At 57.1% G+C, this 17,803-nt stretch carries 21 protein-coding genes; 19 read left to right on the top strand and 2 right to left on the bottom strand.

Going from position 1 to position 17,803, the window contains the following annotated elements; all coding sequences use genetic code 11:
• Positions 1-266 precede the first annotated feature (266 nt).
• Complete coding sequence (locus HIR79_RS12195; RefSeq protein ID WP_169958570.1) at positions 267-1,373, top strand: Wzz/FepE/Etk N-terminal domain-containing protein; 1,107 nt, start codon at positions 267-269, stop codon at positions 1,371-1,373.
• Here HIR79_RS12195 and HIR79_RS12190 read toward each other — a convergent pair.
• Positions 1,370-1,750 (bottom strand): site-specific integrase, encoded by a 381-nt coding sequence (locus HIR79_RS12190; RefSeq protein WP_169955845.1) that lies wholly within the window; start codon positions 1,748-1,750, stop codon positions 1,370-1,372. The two genes, HIR79_RS12195 and HIR79_RS12190, sit on opposite strands and share 4 nt — an antisense overlap.
• Before the next feature lie 87 nt (positions 1,751-1,837).
• Between HIR79_RS12190 and HIR79_RS12185 the strand changes: the two genes are divergently transcribed.
• Genes HIR79_RS12185 through HIR79_RS18840 form a run of 4 tightly spaced genes read left to right on the top strand, consistent with a single transcriptional unit; the run spans position 1,838 to position 4,069 of the window.
• Complete coding sequence (locus tag HIR79_RS12185; RefSeq protein ID WP_211620766.1) at positions 1,838-2,173, top strand: nucleotidyltransferase domain-containing protein; 336 nt, start codon at positions 1,838-1,840, stop codon at positions 2,171-2,173.
• 58 nt (positions 2,174-2,231) lie between these two features.
• The gene (locus tag HIR79_RS12180; RefSeq protein WP_211620763.1) at positions 2,232-2,966 is read left to right on the top strand and encodes a HipA family kinase; all 735 of its coding nucleotides are present in this window, start codon (positions 2,232-2,234) and stop codon (positions 2,964-2,966) included.
• The gene (locus HIR79_RS12175; protein ID WP_169959568.1) at positions 2,963-3,802 is read left to right on the top strand and encodes a DUF3037 domain-containing protein; all 840 of its coding nucleotides are present in this window, start codon (positions 2,963-2,965) and stop codon (positions 3,800-3,802) included. The genes HIR79_RS12180 and HIR79_RS12175 overlap by 4 nt, the downstream gene beginning before the upstream one ends.
• A 24-nt stretch (positions 3,803-3,826) precedes the next feature.
• A complete protein-coding gene (locus tag HIR79_RS18840) occupies positions 3,827-4,069 on the top strand; it encodes a DUF2442 domain-containing protein (protein WP_119023507.1) in 243 nt (80 codons plus the stop codon).
• 41 nt (positions 4,070-4,110) lie between these two features.
• Here the strand turns inward: HIR79_RS18840 and HIR79_RS12165 are convergent, their stop codons facing one another.
• The gene (locus tag HIR79_RS12165; RefSeq protein WP_169958569.1) at positions 4,111-4,461 is read right to left on the bottom strand and encodes a hypothetical protein; all 351 of its coding nucleotides are present in this window, start codon (positions 4,459-4,461) and stop codon (positions 4,111-4,113) included.
• A 174-nt stretch (positions 4,462-4,635) separates the two neighbouring features.
• Between HIR79_RS12165 and wbpA the strand changes: the two genes are divergently transcribed.
• From wbpA to HIR79_RS12095, 14 genes are all read left to right on the top strand, one after another.
• Positions 4,636-5,949: a UDP-N-acetyl-D-glucosamine 6-dehydrogenase gene (gene wbpA / locus HIR79_RS12160; RefSeq protein WP_169958568.1), complete on the top strand. Its 1,314-nt coding sequence runs from the start codon at positions 4,636-4,638 to the stop codon at positions 5,947-5,949.
• An 8-nt stretch (positions 5,950-5,957) separates the two neighbouring features.
• A complete protein-coding gene (locus tag HIR79_RS12155) occupies positions 5,958-6,905 on the top strand; it encodes a Gfo/Idh/MocA family oxidoreductase (protein ID WP_169958567.1) in 948 nt (315 codons plus the stop codon).
• A gap of 19 nt (positions 6,906-6,924) precedes the next feature.
• Positions 6,925-7,497, top strand: coding sequence for a UDP-2-acetamido-3-amino-2,3-dideoxy-D-glucuronate N-acetyltransferase (gene wbpD / locus HIR79_RS12150; protein WP_169959567.1), 573 nt, complete (start codon positions 6,925-6,927; stop codon positions 7,495-7,497).
• Positions 7,497-8,588 carry a DegT/DnrJ/EryC1/StrS family aminotransferase gene (locus HIR79_RS12145; RefSeq protein WP_283241867.1) on the top strand — a complete coding sequence of 364 codons (1,092 nt, stop codon included), beginning with the start codon at positions 7,497-7,499 and terminating at the stop codon, positions 8,586-8,588. The genes wbpD and HIR79_RS12145 overlap by 1 nt, the downstream gene beginning before the upstream one ends.
• 102 nt (positions 8,589-8,690) lie before the next feature.
• Entirely contained in the window at positions 8,691-9,122 is a 432-nt protein-coding gene (tnpA, locus tag HIR79_RS12140; protein WP_169958565.1) for an IS200/IS605 family transposase, read from the top strand.
• 67 nt (positions 9,123-9,189) lie between these two features.
• On the top strand, positions 9,190-9,567 hold the full coding sequence (locus HIR79_RS12135) for an ISAs1 family transposase (protein ID WP_283241838.1): 378 nt from the start codon (positions 9,190-9,192) through the stop codon (positions 9,565-9,567).
• Between the two features lie 83 nt (positions 9,568-9,650).
• On the top strand, positions 9,651-10,943 hold the full coding sequence (locus HIR79_RS12130) for a lipopolysaccharide biosynthesis protein (protein WP_169958563.1): 1,293 nt from the start codon (positions 9,651-9,653) through the stop codon (positions 10,941-10,943).
• Between the two features lie 6 nt (positions 10,944-10,949).
• The gene (locus HIR79_RS12125) at positions 10,950-11,936 is read left to right on the top strand and encodes an NAD-dependent 4,6-dehydratase LegB (protein WP_169958562.1); all 987 of its coding nucleotides are present in this window, start codon (positions 10,950-10,952) and stop codon (positions 11,934-11,936) included.
• A gap of 8 nt (positions 11,937-11,944) precedes the next feature.
• Positions 11,945-13,102: a LegC family aminotransferase gene (locus HIR79_RS12120; protein ID WP_169958561.1), complete on the top strand. Its 1,158-nt coding sequence runs from the start codon at positions 11,945-11,947 to the stop codon at positions 13,100-13,102.
• Entirely contained in the window at positions 13,102-14,268 is a 1,167-nt protein-coding gene (neuC, locus tag HIR79_RS12115; RefSeq protein ID WP_169958560.1) for a UDP-N-acetylglucosamine 2-epimerase, read from the top strand. Before HIR79_RS12120 ends, neuC begins: the two co-directional genes overlap by 1 nt.
• Positions 14,265-15,341, top strand: coding sequence for an N-acetylneuraminate synthase (gene neuB, locus HIR79_RS12110; RefSeq protein ID WP_169958559.1), 1,077 nt, complete (start codon positions 14,265-14,267; stop codon positions 15,339-15,341). Before neuC ends, neuB begins: the two co-directional genes overlap by 4 nt.
• Positions 15,338-15,997 carry an acetyltransferase gene (locus HIR79_RS12105; protein ID WP_169958558.1) on the top strand — a complete coding sequence of 220 codons (660 nt, stop codon included), beginning with the start codon at positions 15,338-15,340 and terminating at the stop codon, positions 15,995-15,997. The genes neuB and HIR79_RS12105 overlap by 4 nt, the downstream gene beginning before the upstream one ends.
• 7 nt (positions 15,998-16,004) lie before the next feature.
• The gene (locus HIR79_RS12100) at positions 16,005-17,060 is read left to right on the top strand and encodes a nucleotidyltransferase family protein (protein ID WP_169958557.1); all 1,056 of its coding nucleotides are present in this window, start codon (positions 16,005-16,007) and stop codon (positions 17,058-17,060) included.
• Positions 17,050-17,751, top strand: a complete 702-nt coding sequence (locus HIR79_RS12095; protein WP_169958556.1) for an acylneuraminate cytidylyltransferase family protein — start codon at positions 17,050-17,052, stop codon at positions 17,749-17,751. The genes HIR79_RS12100 and HIR79_RS12095 overlap by 11 nt, the downstream gene beginning before the upstream one ends.
• Positions 17,752-17,803 lie beyond the last annotated feature (52 nt).

Below are 17,803 nucleotides of genomic sequence, written 5' to 3'. Positions count from 1 at the left end.
CCTTCCCCCCGCCTGACGTAGAATGCCGATCTAAACGATACCTACAAGACACCGCAGGGAAGCTGGCTCACGCCCAGCAGGAGTACAGGCAAGGGACGATTGCCCCCACCGCCGAGCAATGGGATCCCCATCGCGCTCCTGACGCATGACAGCCTCCCGCACCGAACTAACAAGGGCATGGGAATGCGCCCGGTACAATCCCCGGGCGGTAGCGTGCCTGAAGCCCCACCCCGCAAGAGCTCGCGATCCAGAGGATGGCCCCACGCATGACCAGTGAAGACCTGCAGAACCACTATGACGACGAAATCGACCTGCGCGACCTGGCGCTGATGCTGGTCGAGGGCTGGTACTGGATCGTCGGTGCCGTGGTGGTCGCGGTTGTGGCTGCCTTCGCCTACCTGGCGGTGACAACGCCGACCTATGAAACGCGGTTTCGTGCGGTACCAGCGTCTAGTGCCAATTTTTCTGGTTTCAATCTTCTCAGCGGGTTTTCCATCAGTCCTGAAGAAGCCTATCGAGCTCTGGGTAATCGTCTTTCAAGCTTTCAGAATTTCGAGGCCTTTGTTAACGAAAACCGGGAAAAGTTTGTACTGGCCGAAGATGCCGATTTAGGCAGGGTGTTCAGCGGAAGATTCAGTATCGATGGCCTAGGCGCTGACCGGAATGGCCAGCAAGTGATGAATTTAACGTACACCTATCCTGAAGGAGAGGAAGGGGCTGACGTCCTCAACGCTTATGTGAGAGATACAGCCATAAAGGTATGGAGTACGCTGCGCAGTCGTTTTGATGACCACAACCGTGCACAAATTGCTAGATTGATCACTGATCTTCAGCTTAAGAAAGAAACAATGCAGCGCAGCCGAGAGGATCGTCTGTTTACGCTTGAGCAAGCCATCACGGTGGCGAGAAATCTGGGGATCGAGAAACCCACAACGCCGCAGCAGTTTGGCCGTCAGCCCAGTGGCTCTGAAGTGATCTACGCCAATATCAGTGGTGATGGTTCACTGCCTCTCTATTTCATGGGTTACCAGGCGCTGGAAGCTGAGCTTCAAGTCCTTGAAGAGAACATTCGTGAAGGGCTTAGCAATTATGAGATCAGGGAGGCCGAGCAGCAGCTGGAGCAACGGGTGAGGATTGCGGAGCTGCTTGATAGCGGGCGCCTCCAGGGCGTCGACGAAGGCGTCGAGCCCAACCACACCGAGCGAGTAGTGGATGTGGTCGAGTACGCCTTCCCGCCGGCCGGTCCCAGCGAGCCGCGCCGCGCGCTGATCTTGGCGCTTTCCCTGGTGCTCGGCGGTATGCTCGGCGTGATGCTGGTATTCCTCTCGCGCTTTGCAGTAAGCCTGAGAAGTTACCGGAAGGCCAAAGGCTAGACACGAGCCTCCTCCACGCCGGGATAGAAGTCACCGGCGTGGTCCTCGAACTCGTCGGTACGACGGATATAGCGTTCGAAGGTGCGCTGGTCCCGATGGCCGCTGATGCGCTTGATGGCCACGTCCGGTTTGCCTTGGCGATGCGCTTCGGCGATGAAGTTGGCGATAACGAACTCATCCGCCGGCAGCAGGCCACCCGCCCGCTGGTAGACGCGCAGATCGGCCCGCGTGCCGCGGATGGTGTTTTTCGACACGCTGTTGGCGATATGGCGACGCGCCCGGGCCGACAGGCGCTTCACCACCTGGGGAAGGCGTTCGAACTCCACCACCGCCTCATCGGGCTCGATCAGCTGCCCGTTACGAATATCACGGCGCATGGTACCCCCGCTCCAGTCAGGCTAGACTATGTTGGACAGGGCTTGGCTGGATAGGTAGCCAGTATAGCCGCCGAGGGTGCAACCGCCATGACCTACCTGTCGGCACGAACGAACATGCGACTGAATCAGCACGAAATCGATGTCATCAAGGCGGCCGCTGCCGAGATTTTCGGCAAAGAGGCCGATGTCCGGCTGTTCGGGTCTCGCGTTGACGACGCTGCCAGGGGCGGCGACATCGACCTCATGGTGGAGCTCGATGAAGCGGTTGAGCATCCAGCACGCCTGTCGGCATGGCTCAGCGTCAAGGTCATGCGCGCCACGCAGGGCCGCAAGGTGGATGTGATACTGGCGGCACCGAACCTCGAAGAACTGCCGATTCACCGTATCGATCGGGAACAGGGGGTAATACTGTCTCATGAGTAAAATCATGATGAGCGATTTGCCTTTCTGCGTAACGCCAGCAGTCAAGAGGCTGTGCTAGGTGCCGGTTGAAATCGTTGAGGTGATGCGTCGATCCACTCAAGGCATGACCCGACCCTATATTTGTCGTGGTGATGATGGTCATGTCTACTTCGTGAAAGGAGTAGGCGCGGGACGGCGTAGTCAGCTATGCGAGTGGATCGCCGGCTCGCTTGCGCTGGAAATCGGTCTTCCGGTGGCACCTTTCGAGATCGTGCATGTCCCCGATGAGCTGATAGAGCTCGAGGCTGGTCTGGATCTTGGCGACCTGGGGATCGGGCCCGCCTTTGCCTCGCGGGAATGCGGCGTATCGGAGCTGAGCTTCAGCCGAGTGAAGGATGTGCCGAGCGAGCTGCAGCAGCAGGTGCTGGCTTTCGACTGGTGGATTCACAACGCAGACCGCATACTGACAGCCAGGGGTGGCAATCCGAACCTGTTCTGGGATGAGGGGGCCGGTGAACTGGTAGTGATCGACCACAACCAAGCCTTTGATCAGGCCTTCGATCCGCATGACTTTCTAGCGCACCATGTGTTCCGCGCCCAGGCGGCTACGATTCATCATGACTGGTTACGCCGGCATGAGCTGGCCGATGCCATGATCGCGGCGCTGCAGCACTGGGACAGCATGCTCGAACAGGTTCCCGAAGAGTGGTGGTACCTCGACGAGGAGCTAATCACCCGAGTCGATTTTGATCATGAAGCGATTCGCCAAGGGCTAGCCCAGGTGAATCGCGACGAATTCTGGGGGTGGCAATGAAGCGCATAGCGTGCCAGTACGTGATTGTACGTTTCATGCCCTATGTGGAAACTGGTGAGTTCGCCAACGTCGGCGTGGTGATGATCTCTCCGCGCGACCGCTATTTCGGGTTCAAGTTAGAAACTCGGCGCTATGCACGGCTAACAAGCTTCTTCAAAGATCTGGAGGGGCGGCTGTATCGCTCTGCCATTTATGCCGTTAAGCAAGAGCTGGAGCGCGTTCATGCACTACTCAAGGACACTGGGTTTGAACAGCGCTTCAAGCACAACGACGAGGCATTCGCCAAGCAACTTTTTACGGAGCTCACTCGCCCTCGCGAAACGATGCTGCGTTTCAGCGAACCACGGGTAGTGTTGGCCGAAGAGCCTGAAAAGAAACTGGATGAGCTGTTTGGTTATTATGTCGAGCATAGCTTTGCGACCAAGCAATATCGCGAAACCGTGCTGGAAAGCCAGCTTCGTCAACTACTTTACCAGGCAAAGCTCGGGGAGCGTTTTACTCCTGAGAAATTGGGCGATGCCGAGTATCACGTTAGCTTCCCCTTCGTTGAAAAGCAGCAGGCTGAGGTGGTGTGCGCCATTAAGCCGCTTAACCTAGGGCAGCAGGACTCTAGCCACATCGTCGAACATGGTGGCAAGTGGCAGTTTCGGATCAATGAGCTCAAACGACGTCACCGCTTGCCCCGGCGTGTGCTCTTTGCCGTAGAAGGTCCCGATGATGATAGCCAGCGGGGCGAGGCCTACCACCATGCCGTAGCGTTGCTGCAGCAGACCGGGGTCAGTGTCCTGCCGATGGCGCATAAGGATGCCGTGCTAGAGTTTGCCAAGGCAGAGTAAGTGCGTTTTGCATCGGTAGTCAGTATGGCGTACAAAGTTACTTATGTAGAAGCACTGTGCGATTACCGGTTGCGTGTAGTCTTTGCAGATGGCTCCAGTGGTGTTGTTTCGCTCAAGGACAGGTTGTTCGGTCCAGTGTTCGAGCCACTAAGAGATCCAGCTTTATTTTTTCTGGTAACCATCGATGAATTTGGGGTTGTCTGTTGGCCTAACGGTGCAGACCTAGCACCTGATGCACTTTATAAGCAGATAGAGAAGGCTGCATAAGGTCTTAGCGGGTTGGCAGCCTTCCCTTATCGCCAATGCTGTTAAAAATCAATGGGTTGGCGAGACTGCCCAAAACATGAAATGGCATTTTCGGCACTTTTGCCGCGGGTTCCGTGAAATGCCATTATCGGCAAAAATGCCGATTCGGTCACTCCAGGCGGCCGGCGGAGCAGGGCAGCAAAACGGCAAAATTTCCGGCCCGGCGGCAACATTGCCGCCGATTCCATGCAGTGGCATTTTCGGTAAAAGTGCCGATTCGGGTTACCAGACGATTGGCAGAGCGGGGCAGCGAAACGGCAAAACTGCCGGCCGAGCGGCAACATTACCGGTGTTTTCATGAAGCGGCGTTTCCAGCAGAAACGCCGTTTTTTATTATCATGGTAATGTTTCATCGGATTGATCTATAAGTGCGCGGCATCCATGTCATAGAGTCTTGCGATGCGGTCTTAGCCACCCTCCAGTGAAGATAAGACTACTTGTCATTGTTAAATCTCTAAGGCTGTAGTCGCTCTTTGATTTAGCTGGTTTGTGCTTAACCTTCATTTAAAACACGAGCAAGTGTAACTATGTCGAACCCACGAGATGTGCTAACCCACAAACTCCAGAGCAAGGAAGCCGTCATCGGCATCGTCGGCCTCGGCTATGTCGGTCTGCCCTTAATGCTGCGCTACAACGATGTCGGCTTTCGTGTGCTCGGGATCGACATCGACCAGCAGAAGGTCGACCACCTGAATGCCGGTAAGAGCTATATCGAGCATATTCCCTCCGACAAGGTAGCCAAGGCGACCCAGTCCGGCTTCGAAGCCACCACCGACTTCAGCCGCGTGGCAGAAGCCGATGCCGTTATCCTCTGCGTGCCTACGCCGCTCAACAAGTATCGCGAACCGGATATGAGCTTCGTGATCAACACCACCGATGCGCTGAAGCCTTACCTGCGCGAAGGGCAGGTGGTGTCGCTCGAAAGCACCACCTACCCGGGCACCACCGAGGAGGAGCTGCTGCCTCGGGTTCAGGAAGGGGGGCTGGTCGTGGGTGAGAGCATCTTCCTGGTCTATTCGCCGGAGCGGGAAGATCCGGGCAACCCGGACTTCGAGACCCGCACCATTCCCAAGGTGGTGGGCGGGCATACGTTGGCCTGCCGTGAGGTAGGCATGGCGCTGTATGAGCCGGCCATCGACCGGGTGGTGCCGGTCAGCTCCACCAAGGCCGCCGAGATGACCAAGCTGCTGGAGAACATCCACCGTGCCGTCAACATCGGTTTGGTCAACGAGATGAAGATCGTCGCCGACCGCATGGGTATCGATATCTTCGAAGTAGTGGACGCCGCCGCGACCAAGCCCTTTGGCTTCACGCCTTACTACCCGGGCCCTGGCCTGGGGGGCCACTGCATCCCCATCGACCCCTTCTACCTGACCTGGAAGGCGCGCGAGTACGGGCTCCACACCCGCTTTATCGAGCTCTCCGGCGAGGTTAATCGCGCCATGCCCGAGTATGTGGTGGGCAAGCTGATGGATGGCCTGAACGAGCACGGCAAGGCGCTCAAGAACAGCCGTGTGCTGGTGCTGGGTATCGCCTACAAGAAGAACGTCGACGACATGCGCGAGTCCCCCTCGGTGGAGATCATGGAACTGATCGAGGCCAAGGGTGCCGAGGTCGCCTATAGCGACCCCCATGTGCCGGTCTTCCCCAAGATGCGTGAACACCACTTCGCGCTGGCAAGCGTCGAGCTCACCGCCGAGAGCCTGGCGAGCTTCGATGCCGTGGTGCTGGCCACCGACCATGACCGTTTCGATTTCGCGCTGATCCAGCGACATGCCAAGCTGATCGTCGATAGTCGCGGGACTTACCGCGAACCCGCCGCCCACATCATCAAGGCCTGAGGAACAGAATGAAGAACTTTGCCCTGATCGGCGCCGCTGGCTACATTGCTCCGCGCCACATGAAGGCCATCAAGGAAACTGGCAACCACCTGGCGGTGGGCTACGACATCAACGACTCCGTAGGAATCATCGACTCCATCTCGCCCCAGAGCGAGTTCTTTACCGAGTTCGAGCGCTTTCAGGAGCACGCCTGGCAACTCAAGCGTAACCCCGAGACCGCCCTGGACTATGTGGCGGTGTGCTCACCCAACTACCTGCACCATGCCCATATCGCCGCCGGCCTGCGCCTGGGTTGCGACGTGATCTGCGAGAAGCCCCTGGTGCCGACCCCCGAGCTGCTGGATGAGCTGGCGCTGATCGAGCGGGAGACCGGCAAGCGGGCCTACAACATCCTGCAGCTACGCCATCACCAGGCGATCCTCGATCTCAAGCGGAAGGTGGAGCAGGAGTCTCGCAGCGACAAGCACGAGGTGGAGCTGACTTACATCACCTCGCGTGGCAAATGGTACATGGAGAGCTGGAAGGGCGACCCGCGCAAGTCCTTCGGCGTGGCCACCAACATCGGCGTGCACTTCTTTGACATGCTGCACTTCATCTTCGGCAAGCTGCAGAAGAACGTGTTGCACTACGCCAGCAACGACAAGGCCGCAGGCTATCTGGAGTATGAGAAGGCGCGGGTACCCTGGTTCCTCTCCATCGATGCAGGCGACCTGCCGGAAAGCGTCAAGGGCAAGCAGCCTACCTACCGCTCCATCACCGTAGACGGTAACGAGATCGAGTTTTCAGGCGGTTTCACCGACCTGCATACGGTGAGCTACCAGGAGATTCTCGCCGGGCGCGGCTACGGCATCGAGGATGCCCGGCACTGCGTCGAAACCGTCAATACGATCCGCTCAGCCCAAGCTCAAGCGCCTGATACTGGCGAAGCCCACCCCTTCCTCAACAAGCTGGTGTGACATGAGTGATACGAGCGTGATGATCCATGACTCCGCCATCGTCGACGACGGCGCCCAGATCGGCGAAGGGTCTCGCGTCTGGCACTTCGTGCATGTATGCAGTGGCGCCCGCGTCGGCAAGAACGTTTCCATGGGCCAAGGCGTGTTCGTGGGCAACAAGGTCACCATCGGCGATAATTGCAAGATTCAGAACAACGTCTCCGTGTACGACAACGTGCACCTGGAAGAGGGGGTGTTCTGCGGGCCCAGCATGGTCTTCACCAACGTCTACAACCCCCGCTCGTTGATCGAGCGCAAAGACGAGTACCGTGACACCTTGGTGAAGAGGGGCGCTACCCTGGGCGCCAACTGCACCATCGTTTGTGGAGTGACCATCGGCGAGTACGCCTTTGTCGGTGCTGGCGCGGTCATCAACAAGAGCGTGCCGGCCTACGCGCTGATGGTGGGCGTACCCGCTCGGCAGATCGGCTGGATGAGCCAGTATGGCGAACAGCTCAAGCTGCCGCTGGAAGGGCAGTGCGAAGCGATTTGCCAGCATACCGGCGAGCGTTATGTACTGGAGGGTAAGCAGTTGAGGAGGATCGCTTCATGATGCCGTTTATCGACCTGGCCGCCCAGCAGGCACGCATCAAGGACAAGATCGACGCCGGCATCCAGCGCGTTCTCGCCCATGGCAAATATATCCTCGGCCCGGAAGTCAGCGAGCTGGAGGAAAAGCTCGCCGATTATACTGGCGCCAAGTACTGTATCACCTGCGCCAACGGTACCGATGCCCTGCAAATCGCACAGATGGCGCTAGGCATCGGCCCGGGGGATGAAGTGATCACTCCTGGCTTCACCTATATCGCCACCGCCGAAACAGTGGCTTTGTTGGGTGCCAAGCCGGTCTATGTGGATATTGACCCGCGCACCTATAATCTTGACCCCACGCTGCTCGAAGCGGCGATTACTCCGCAGACCAAGGCGATCATTCCGGTGTCGCTCTATGGACAGTGCGCTGACTTTGACGCCATCAATGCCATTGCCGAGAAGCATGGCATACCGGTGATTGAAGACGGCGCCCAGAGCTTCGGGGCCACCTACAAGGGCCGCAAGTCCTGCAACCTGAGCACTATCGCTACCACCAGCTTCTTCCCCAGCAAGCCGTTGGGCTGCTATGGCGATGGTGGAGCCATCTTCACCAACGACGATGAGCTTGCCACCACGCTGCGCCAGATCGCCCGGCACGGGCAGGACCGGCGCTACCATCACATCCGTGTGGGTGTGAACAGCCGTCTCGATACCCTCCAGGCAGCCATCCTGTTGTCCAAACTTGAGATTTTCGATGAAGAGATAGAGCTTCGTCAGCAGGTGGCAGAGCGCTACAACCGGCTGTTCACTGAGGCGGGTATTACTGCTACGCCTTACCTTGAGGCTCATAACACCAGCGCTTGGGCGCAGTACACGCTCCGGGTCGAGAACCGTACAGAAGTTCAAGCTAGGCTCAAGGAGAAGGGGGTTCCGACGGCGGTACACTACCCTATCCCGCTGAACCAGCAGCCTGCTGTAGTCGACCAAAATGTACAAGTTCCAAAGGGCAATGAAGCTTCGGAGGAAGTATTAAGCCTTCCCATGTATCCCTACCTGACTACAACTGAAGCCAAATATGTTGCAACAGCACTGATTAGGTCTCTAAATAAATAAATAAGGTAATCCCCCGGCTTTGCCGGGGGACTACCCGAGGTTTGACCGTGTGATGCGGTCAAAGGGAACCTCCAATCTCGGCCAAGAGATAGGAAGTTCCCAATGAGAGAGTACCAGAGTCTTGCTCACACAACATGGAACTGCAGGTATCATGTCGTGTTCATCCCCAAAAAGCGAAAGAAGGTGATCTTTGTTGGTATCCGAAAACACCTTGGTGAGGTGTTCCATGAGCTGGCAAGACAGAAGGAGTGCCAGATCGTAGAGGGGCACCTGATGCGTGATCACGTTCACATGTGTATCAGCATCCCTCCGAAGCACTCGGTGTCACATGTGGTTGGCTACATCAAAGGGAAGAGTGCGATATCTATAGCCAGAAACTTCATGGGCAGATCGCGAAATTTCTCTGGTGAAAGCTTCTGGGCGAGAGGTTATTTCGTCTCGACAGTAGGGCTTGATGAAGGAATGGTAAGGGCCTATATCCGGAATCAGGAAAAGATGGATGAGCATTATGATCAGCTCAAGTTTGGAATGTGAGGCAGCCGCCTTCAGGCGGCTCAGATTCTTGCCCCTTTGAGGGGCTAACAATATAAAGCCCCCGGCTTTGCCGGGGGATACTTACTGGCCAGGGCTGAAAACGGTAGGTGTGGTGATGAGTTTCCGCCAAGAAGGCGATGGGGTGCCAGAAGCCCCGATGATCCGCTACTACATCAGCTCTGCCGACCTGAGCGCCAAGAAGCTCGCAGAAGCGGCTCGCCAGCATTGGCATGTCGAGAATAAACTCCACTGGTCTCTGGATGTAGCGTTGCGCGAAGACGCCTGCAAAATCCATCGCGGTCAGGCGGCCGAAAACCTCGCCAGGATGCGTCATATCGCCTTGAATTACCTGAAAGTGGAGACCCGTTTCAAAGGCGGAATCTGGCGGAAACAGAAGAAAGCCGCGCTGGATGAGACCTATCTGGCGGACATTCTCGCGGTATGAAATTTTTCATGCGTTTTCCCTGGTGTAGCAAAGATGCTGCACCTATTTCTTGAGCTCAGAATTCAACTTTGAAGTGCGTGTAAATGACTGACTCCGCCATTGCGACTAGAAAAAAGATAAGCCTTGCATCAGGCGCAATGGTTTACTTGGCTTCAAATATCCTGAATGCCTCTATTCCTTTTCTTTTGTTACCGATTCTGACCCGTCATCTTGAACCAACTGAGTATGGTCAGGTGGCTATGTTTCAGGTTTTGGTGTCGGCGCTTACTGCTTTTGTCGGCTTGAATGCAGTTGGAGCGGCAAATCGAAAATACTACGATGAAGATGCACGGAAGGAGATGTCTGGCTATATCGGAGCATGCTTCCAGATACTGGCTATCAGCTTTCTTTTTGTGTCAGCATTTTTATTGCTATTTCAAGACTGGCTGGCAGAGGCACTAGGGATTTCGCCCATCTGGATTTTTCTTGCTGCGGTTTCGTCAGGTGCGAGTTTTTTTGTAAAAATGCGCCTAGGTCAGTGGCAGGTTAGAAAACAGCCCCTGAAATATGGCGCCCTGCAAATTTCATTAAGTTTTTTCAATGCTATTTTGTCGTTGGTTTTGGTTGTCGCCTTGTCATATGGGCCAGAAGGAAGGATGGCTGGAGAAATTGTGGCCCCTGTTGTTCTTGGAGCTCTAGCTTTTTTCTTGTTAATTAAAGATGGGCTGGTTCGGTTCTCGCTAAGGCTGGATCAGATTAAGGATGCGTTGAGTTTTGGTGTTCCGCTGATTCCTCATGTTGGCGGTGCCTTCCTTCTTTCTACTGTTGATCGATTTGTTGTTAATAAGCACCTTGGTCTAGATTCTGCTGGTGTTTATATGGTGGCCGTACAGTTAACCATGGCGATGTCAATTTGTTTTGATGCATTTAACAAGGCATATGTACCATGGCTGTTTGAAAGGCTTAAGGCGAACGAAACGGCAACCAAGCGCCGCATTGTAAAGTGGACTTACACTTACTTTATTATCGTGCTAATGATGGCGGGTGCGGCTTTCATAATTGGGCCGTATGCCATCATCCTCATCGCGGGTGAAAAGTATGCGGCTGCAGGCACCGTCATTGGGATCCTAGCCTTGGGGCAGGCTTTCCAAGGCATGTACCTGATGGTGACTAACTATATTTTCTTTGCAAAGAAAACGGCCAGGCTGTCAATGGTCACGATCTTTTCCGGGGTGCTGAATGTAGGGCTGTTGATGTTGCTGATCCCCATTCTGGGCCTGCAGGGGGCTGCGATTGCCTTCGTGATTGCCATGGCGATTCGTTTCGTTAGCACTTGGTGGCTTGCAAATATTAGTCACCCGATGCCTTGGTTTGATTTTAAAAGAGTTGAAGGATAAGCTTTAATGGTTAAGTCGCGAGTACTCATAACCGGCGCCGATGGCTTCATCGGCTCTCACCTGACTGAACTCCTCGTTCGCGAGGGCTATCAAGTCAAGGCGCTCTCTCAGTACAACTCCTTCAATTACTGGGGGTGGCTGGAGGATGTCGACTGTCTCGATAAGATCGAGGTGCTCAACGGCGATGTGCGTGATCCACACTACTGCAAGCACATCACCAAGGATGTCGATGTCATCTATCATCTGGCAGCACTGATCGCTATTCCCTACTCCTATGTAGCGCCAGACAGCTACGTGGATACCAACGTCAAGGGCACGCTGAACATATGCCAGGCGGCGCGGGAGAACGGTGTCAAGCGGGTGATTCATACCTCGACCAGCGAGGTATATGGTACGGCTCAGTATGTGCCGATCAACGAGGAGCACCCCCTGCAGCCGCAGTCGCCCTACAGCGCCTCGAAGATTGCTGCCGACGCCATGGCGATGAGCTTCTACAACGCCTTCGATCTGCCGGTGACAGTGGCACGCCCCTTCAACACCTATGGGCCGCGCCAGTCCGCTCGGGCGGTCATCCCCACCATCATCAGCCAGATTGCCAGCGGCATGAAGCAGATCAAGCTGGGGGACGTATCGCCGACCCGCGACTTCAATTACGTGGAAGACACCTGCCAAGGGTTCCTCGCGCTGGCCAACTGCGAAGCGGCTGTGGGCCAGACGGTCAATATTGCGTCGAACTACGAGATCTCGGTGGGCGATACGCTCAACGTCATCCGCGAACTGATGGGCAGCGATGTCGAGTTCATCACCGACGAGCAGCGTCTGCGTCCGGGCAAGTCCGAGGTCTTCCGTCTGTGGGGTGACAACACCCGAATTCGCGAGCTGACCGGCTTTGCGCCCCAGCATGATATCCGTGCCGGCCTTCTGAAGACCATCGACTGGTTCACCCAGCCGCACCAACTGGCCAAGTACAAGGCCGACCTCTACAACGTCTGAGTGCATCCATGCTGCAATCGCTGATCGACTTCGTTCGCGACCACTATCGCACCAACGATTTCATTCCCCTGCACGCGCCGGTCTTTGGTGGCAACGAGAAGGCCTATGTAAGCGATACCATCGACTCCACCTTCGTCTCCAGTGTGGGCGCCTTCGTGGACCGGTTCGAGCAGGACATGGCCTCCTATACCGGTAGCCCGCGAGCGGTGGCAACGGTCAATGGCACGGCGGCGCTGCACGTGGCGCTGCGGCTGGTTGGTGTGGGGCCGGGCGACTATGTTATCACGCAACCGCTGACCTTTGTGGCTACCTGCAACGCCATTGCCTACTGCGGTGCGATGCCGATCTTCGTGGATGTGGATCGCCACACCCTGGGTCTTTCCCCCAAGGCGCTGGCGTCGTGGCTTGATGCCCATGCCTACCGGGATGACAGCGGTACCTGCCGCCGACGCAAGGACGACAGGGCCATCCGTGCCTGCCTGCCCATGCATACCTTCGGGCACCCGGCGGATCTCGATGGCCTGGTGAGCGTCTGTCGCGACTGGGGCCTGGCGCTGGTGGAAGATGCCGCGGAGTCTCTGGGGAGTACCTACCACAGGCGGCATACCGGCACCTTTGGTGCACTGGGCACCCTCAGCTTCAATGGCAACAAGGTGATCACCACCGGGGGCGGTGGGATGATCCTTGCGGATCAGGCGATGGGGGAGCGAGCCAAGCACCTCACCACCACCGCCAAGCTGCCGCATCCTTACGAATATGTCCATGATGAGCTGGGCTACAACTATCGCATGCCCAATCTCAACGCGGCGCTGGGGTGCGCGCAGCTGGAGCAGTTGGAGGCTTACCTGGCGGAGAAGCGGCAACTGGCGTCAGAATATGCCGCTTGCCTGGCGGGCGGCGAGCTCGAGTTCGTGACCGAGCCAGAGGGGTGCCGGAGCAACTACTGGCTGAACGCGGTGATCTGCCCGGATCGTGAGCGGCGCGACCAGCTGCTGAAGAGCACCAACGAACAGGGCGTCATGACCCGCCCTATCTGGCAACTGATGAACCGCTTGCCGATGTACGCCAGCGCACCGGCCGGCGAGCTCACCAACGCGCTGTGGCTCGAAGCGCGGGTGGTCAATCTGCCCAGTAGCATCTGTGTCCATGGCAAGGGGGCTATCTGATGCGCCGAATTGCGGTATTTACCGGCACCCGGGCCGAGTATGGCCTGCTGTACTGGCTGATGAAGGATATTCAGGCGCACCCGGAGCTTGAGCTGCAGGTAATCGCTGCTGCCATGCATCTTTCGCCGGAGTTCGGCAATACCTGGCAGAGGATCATCGAGGACGGCTTCACCATCGACGCGAAGGTAGAGATGCTGCTCTCCTCCGACAGTCGCGTAGGCATCGCCAAGTCCATGGGCCTCGGCACGATCGGCCTGGCCGATGCGCTGGATCGACTGTCTCCCGACGCCCTGATGATTCTGGGGGATCGCTTCGAAGCGTTGGCGGCGGCCCAGGTTGCCCTGGTGATGAATATTCCTATCGTGCATCTGCATGGGGGTGAGGTGACGGAAGGCGCCTATGACGATGCCATCCGTCATGCCATCACCAAGATGGCCAGCTTGCACGGTGTGGCTGCCGAGCCCTACCGGCAGCGGGTAATCCAGCTGGGAGAAGCGCCGCAACGGGTCCTGAACGTGGGGGCTCTTGGCCTCGACCACCTCACGCGTTCACCGCGGCTAAGTCGTCAGGTCCTTGCCGAGAACCTTGGATTCCCACTCGACGCCCCCTTCCTGTTGGTCACCTACCATCCGGTAACCCTGGCGGACGAACCACCGGTCGAGAGCTTTCAAGCGCTTCTGGAGGCGCTGGACCGGTGGCCGGATCATCAGGTCATTCTGACCTATCCCAATGCCGATAACGGCGGCCGGGCTATCATTCCGCTCCTGGAAGCCTATGCCGCACAGCAACCCGAGCGGGTATTGGCGATTCCCTCCCTGGGATTCCAGCGCTACCTTTCTGCCGTGGCTGAAGCCGCCGCCGTGGTGGGCAACTCCTCCAGCGGCCTGATCGAGGTGCCAAGTTTCGGCGTTCCGACGATCAACATTGGTCAGCGCCAGGGAGGGCGTCTGGCGGCTGAATCGGTGCTGCACTGCGAGGCAGAGGCGGATGCCATTCATGCCAGTCTGTGCAAGGCGCTTGAGCCGTCTTTCCAGCAGGCGTGTCGGCATGTGCGTAACCCCTACGGCCAGGGTAACGCCGCCCAACAGATAGTCTCGGCACTGGCCACTCAGCCCCTCGATACGCTCAAGTCCTTCCATGACCTGCCACGGAGCCCGTCCTCATGACGAACAAGCCCGCCGTCTACGTGATTGCCGAAGCCGGGGTCAATCATAACGGCGACCGGCAGCGAGCCTTCGACTTGGTTGACGCAGCGGCCGAGGTCGGCGCCGACGCGGTCAAGTTCCAGACCTTCAATGCCAAGCGGCTTGCCGCGCTGACCGCCCCCAAAGCCGCCTACCAGAAGCAGACCACGGAAGCGGAGCAGAGCCAGCTCGAGATGCTTGAAGCGCTGGAGCTTCCTCTTGAGTGGCATGCTCCGCTCCAGGCCCATGCCCATCGGCGCGGCATCGAGTTCCTGTCCACGGCCTTCGATAGGCAAAGCCTGGCCTTTCTGGAAACGCTCGGCCTGCCCTTTTACAAGGTGCCCTCCGGCGAGCTGACCAACGGCCCTCTACTGTGGGCCTTTGCGCACACCGGAAAACCCCTGGTGGTCTCCACTGGCATGGCGACACTCTCCGAAGTGGAGCAAGGACTAGCCGTGGTCAGCCATGCCTTGAGGCACGAGCATCCCCCCGCATCCCTGAATGAGGTATGGCAGTGCTGGAGTGACCCTCGGGCCCGCGCCGCTCTGGAGGGGCAGGTCAGCCTGCTGCACTGCACATCCCAGTACCCCACGCCGATGCACGAGGTCAATCTCAAGGCCATGGACACCCTGGCCGACGTCTTCCGGCTGCCGGTGGGCTACTCCGACCATACACAGGGCACCCTGATCCCTGTGGCGGCTGTGGCGCGGGGGGCCACCATCATCGAGAAACACTTCACCCTCGACCGTCAGCTGCCAGGCCCGGATCACAAGGCCTCGCTGGAGCCCGATGAGCTGAAGTGTATGGTGGCGGATATCCGCGCCATTTCGGAAGCCCTGGGGGATGGGCAGAAGGTGCCGCAGGCAAGTGAGTGGGATACCAGGACTGCTGCTCGGCAGAATCTGGTAGCGGCTTCTCCAATACGCCAGGGTGAGCGCCTCCATTCGGAAAACCTCACAACTGCACGGGCCGGGAAGGGCGAGCTTGCCATGGCCTACTGGGACTGTCTCGGGCAGTGCGCCGCTCGCGACTATCAGCCAGGAGAAGCGATTTGAGTCGCCAGCTCCCGGTCATTCTGCTGGGGGCAGGTGGTCATGCCAAGGTAGTGCTGGACCTCCTCCAGGCCCTCGATCGTCAGGTGCTGGGTATCTGTGATCCGGGCCTTGCCACCAAGGGCGTGGAGACTTGGCGTGACATCCCGGTTTTGGGCGACGATCAGGCGGTAAAACGCTATGCGCCAACCGATATCGAGCTGGCCAACGGCACCGGCAGCTTGCCAGGCAACCGTTTGCGGCGCCGTTTGCACACACAGTTTACCCGCCTGGGTTACCGTTTTGCCACGCTGGTTCACCCCAACGCCATTCTTGGGGGTGGTGTCGAGTTGGGGCAGGGGGTGCAGATCATGGCAGGGGTGATCGTGCAGGCCGATACCCGTATCGGTGATGACGTCATCCTCAATACCGGAGTAAAAGTCGATCATGACGGTGACATCGGACCTCATGTGCATGTGGCACCCGGAGCCGTGCTGTCGGGAGGCATCACCCTGGGGGAGGGTTGCCATATCGGCCCCGGCGCGACATTGCTACAGGGTGTTGCCATCGGGCATGACGCTGTCATTGGCCTGGGTACCAGCGTGATCGGGGATGTGGCTCCTCACCATCAACAGACCGGACAGCCTCCTCGCACGCCTCGCCGAATCAATCAGGAATGAGTTGAAGATGAAGAAATGGGAACGCGCCCTCGTCAGCCCCGGCACCGCCCTGGGTGAGGCGATCAAAGTCATGGACCGCGAGGCCCTGCGCATTGCGCTGGTCGTGGATGACGAGCAGCGACTCCTTGGCACGCTGACAGATGGTGACGTGAGGCGGGCCCTGCTCGGCAAGCAGACGTTGGGAGCGACTGTCGAGTCCATCATGTTTCGGCACCCGAAGGTAGCTCACCGGGACTGGAGCAAGGCCCGCATGCTGGCCTGGATGGAGCAACACGACCTACTCCAGCTACCGATTGTCAATGATGATCACAAGGTCATCGGGCTGGAAACACTGCATGGTCTGCTGCAGCGACCGCGCCTGGACAACCCAGTATTTTTGATGGCCGGTGGTTTCGGCAAGCGTCTTCGCCCCCTGACCAACACCTGCCCCAAGCCAATGCTGCGAGTCGGTGACAAGCCCATCCTTGAGCTTATTCTCGAAGGCTTTGTGAACGCAGGCTTTCACCGGTTCTACATCTCTACCCACTATATGCCGGAGCAGATTCGCGATCACTTCGGTGATGGCAACCAGTGGAACGTGAGCATTCAGTATATCCACGAAGACACTCCCCTCGGTACGGGAGGGGCGCTGGGGTTGCTGCCTCACGAGCAAATCGACTTGCCTCTATTCATGATGAACGGTGATATCCTCACCAACCTCAACTATCTATCGCTCTTGGCCTTTCATGAAGAGCATGGTGGCAAGGCGACCATGTGCGTGCGTGAGTTTGAATATCAGGTGCCCTATGGTGTTATTGAAGCGAACGGGCATCTCGCGAGGGCGATGGTCGAAAAGCCAGTATACACGTTTAATGTCAATGCTGGGATCTATCTGCTCTCCCCGGAGCTTGTAAAGCGCGTCACCCCGGGAACTCGGGTAGATATGCCGACGCTCCTGGAGCAAGAGATTGACGATGGCCATGCAGTCAATGTTTATCCGCTGAAAGAGTACTGGCTTGATATTGGGCAGGTAGATGATTTTCAGCGGGCACAGCAAGAAGTTAGGGGGCTTCATGATGACTGATGCTGGCAAGATCCTGATGCTGATACCCGCTCGGGGTGGCAGCAAGCGGTTGCCCAGAAAAAACATTCTCCCCATGGCTGGCAAGCCGCTTATCTGCTGGACAATTGAAGCGGCGTTGGCCACTGAGCTTGATGCCCGCATCATGGTGTCTAGCGATGACGAAGAAGTTCTTGATATTGCTCACCAGTATTCCTCAAGAGGTGTTGTTGCTTATAGGCGGCCTGATGAGCTAGCCACCGATACTGCCTCTACGGTTGAAGTGGTGATAGATGCTATAAATGCAGAAAAGGCTCAAGGATATGAGCCAAAAATAATTATCCTGTTGCAGCCAACGTCACCGCTGAGGACGACGGAAGATATACATGCATCACTAAAGGTTTTCGAAGAAGGTGGCCGCAAGGATACAGTTGTGAGCGTGTGTGAGGTTGATCACCCAACAGCATGGGTTGGCTATATTGAAAAACATTCATATCTAGATGGTGTGGATTTCTCAGGCGCAAGATCGCAAGATTACAAAAAAGAATATTGTTTGAATGGCGCCATTTATGTTGCCGATGTGGATTTGCTCTGTAAGCAATCATCGCTATTCACTACAAGAGTTAAAGCTGCAGTTATGCCTAGAATTAGGTCAATAGATATTGATAGCATTGAAGATTTTGAGTTGAGTGAGGCTGTCTTCGGTGTTCGATAATATGGTTATCGTTGCAATTCGATAGACTGAGGGTCATTATTTTTTGCAGCGA

This window comes from Halomonas sp. PGE1 (assembly GCF_013000985.1).
In the GTDB taxonomy this organism is placed as follows: Bacteria; Pseudomonadota; Gammaproteobacteria; order Pseudomonadales; family Halomonadaceae; genus Halomonas; species Halomonas alkalicola.
The sequence above is the reverse complement of the archived record's forward strand: the minus strand, read 5'-3'. Positions and strand labels throughout refer to the sequence as shown.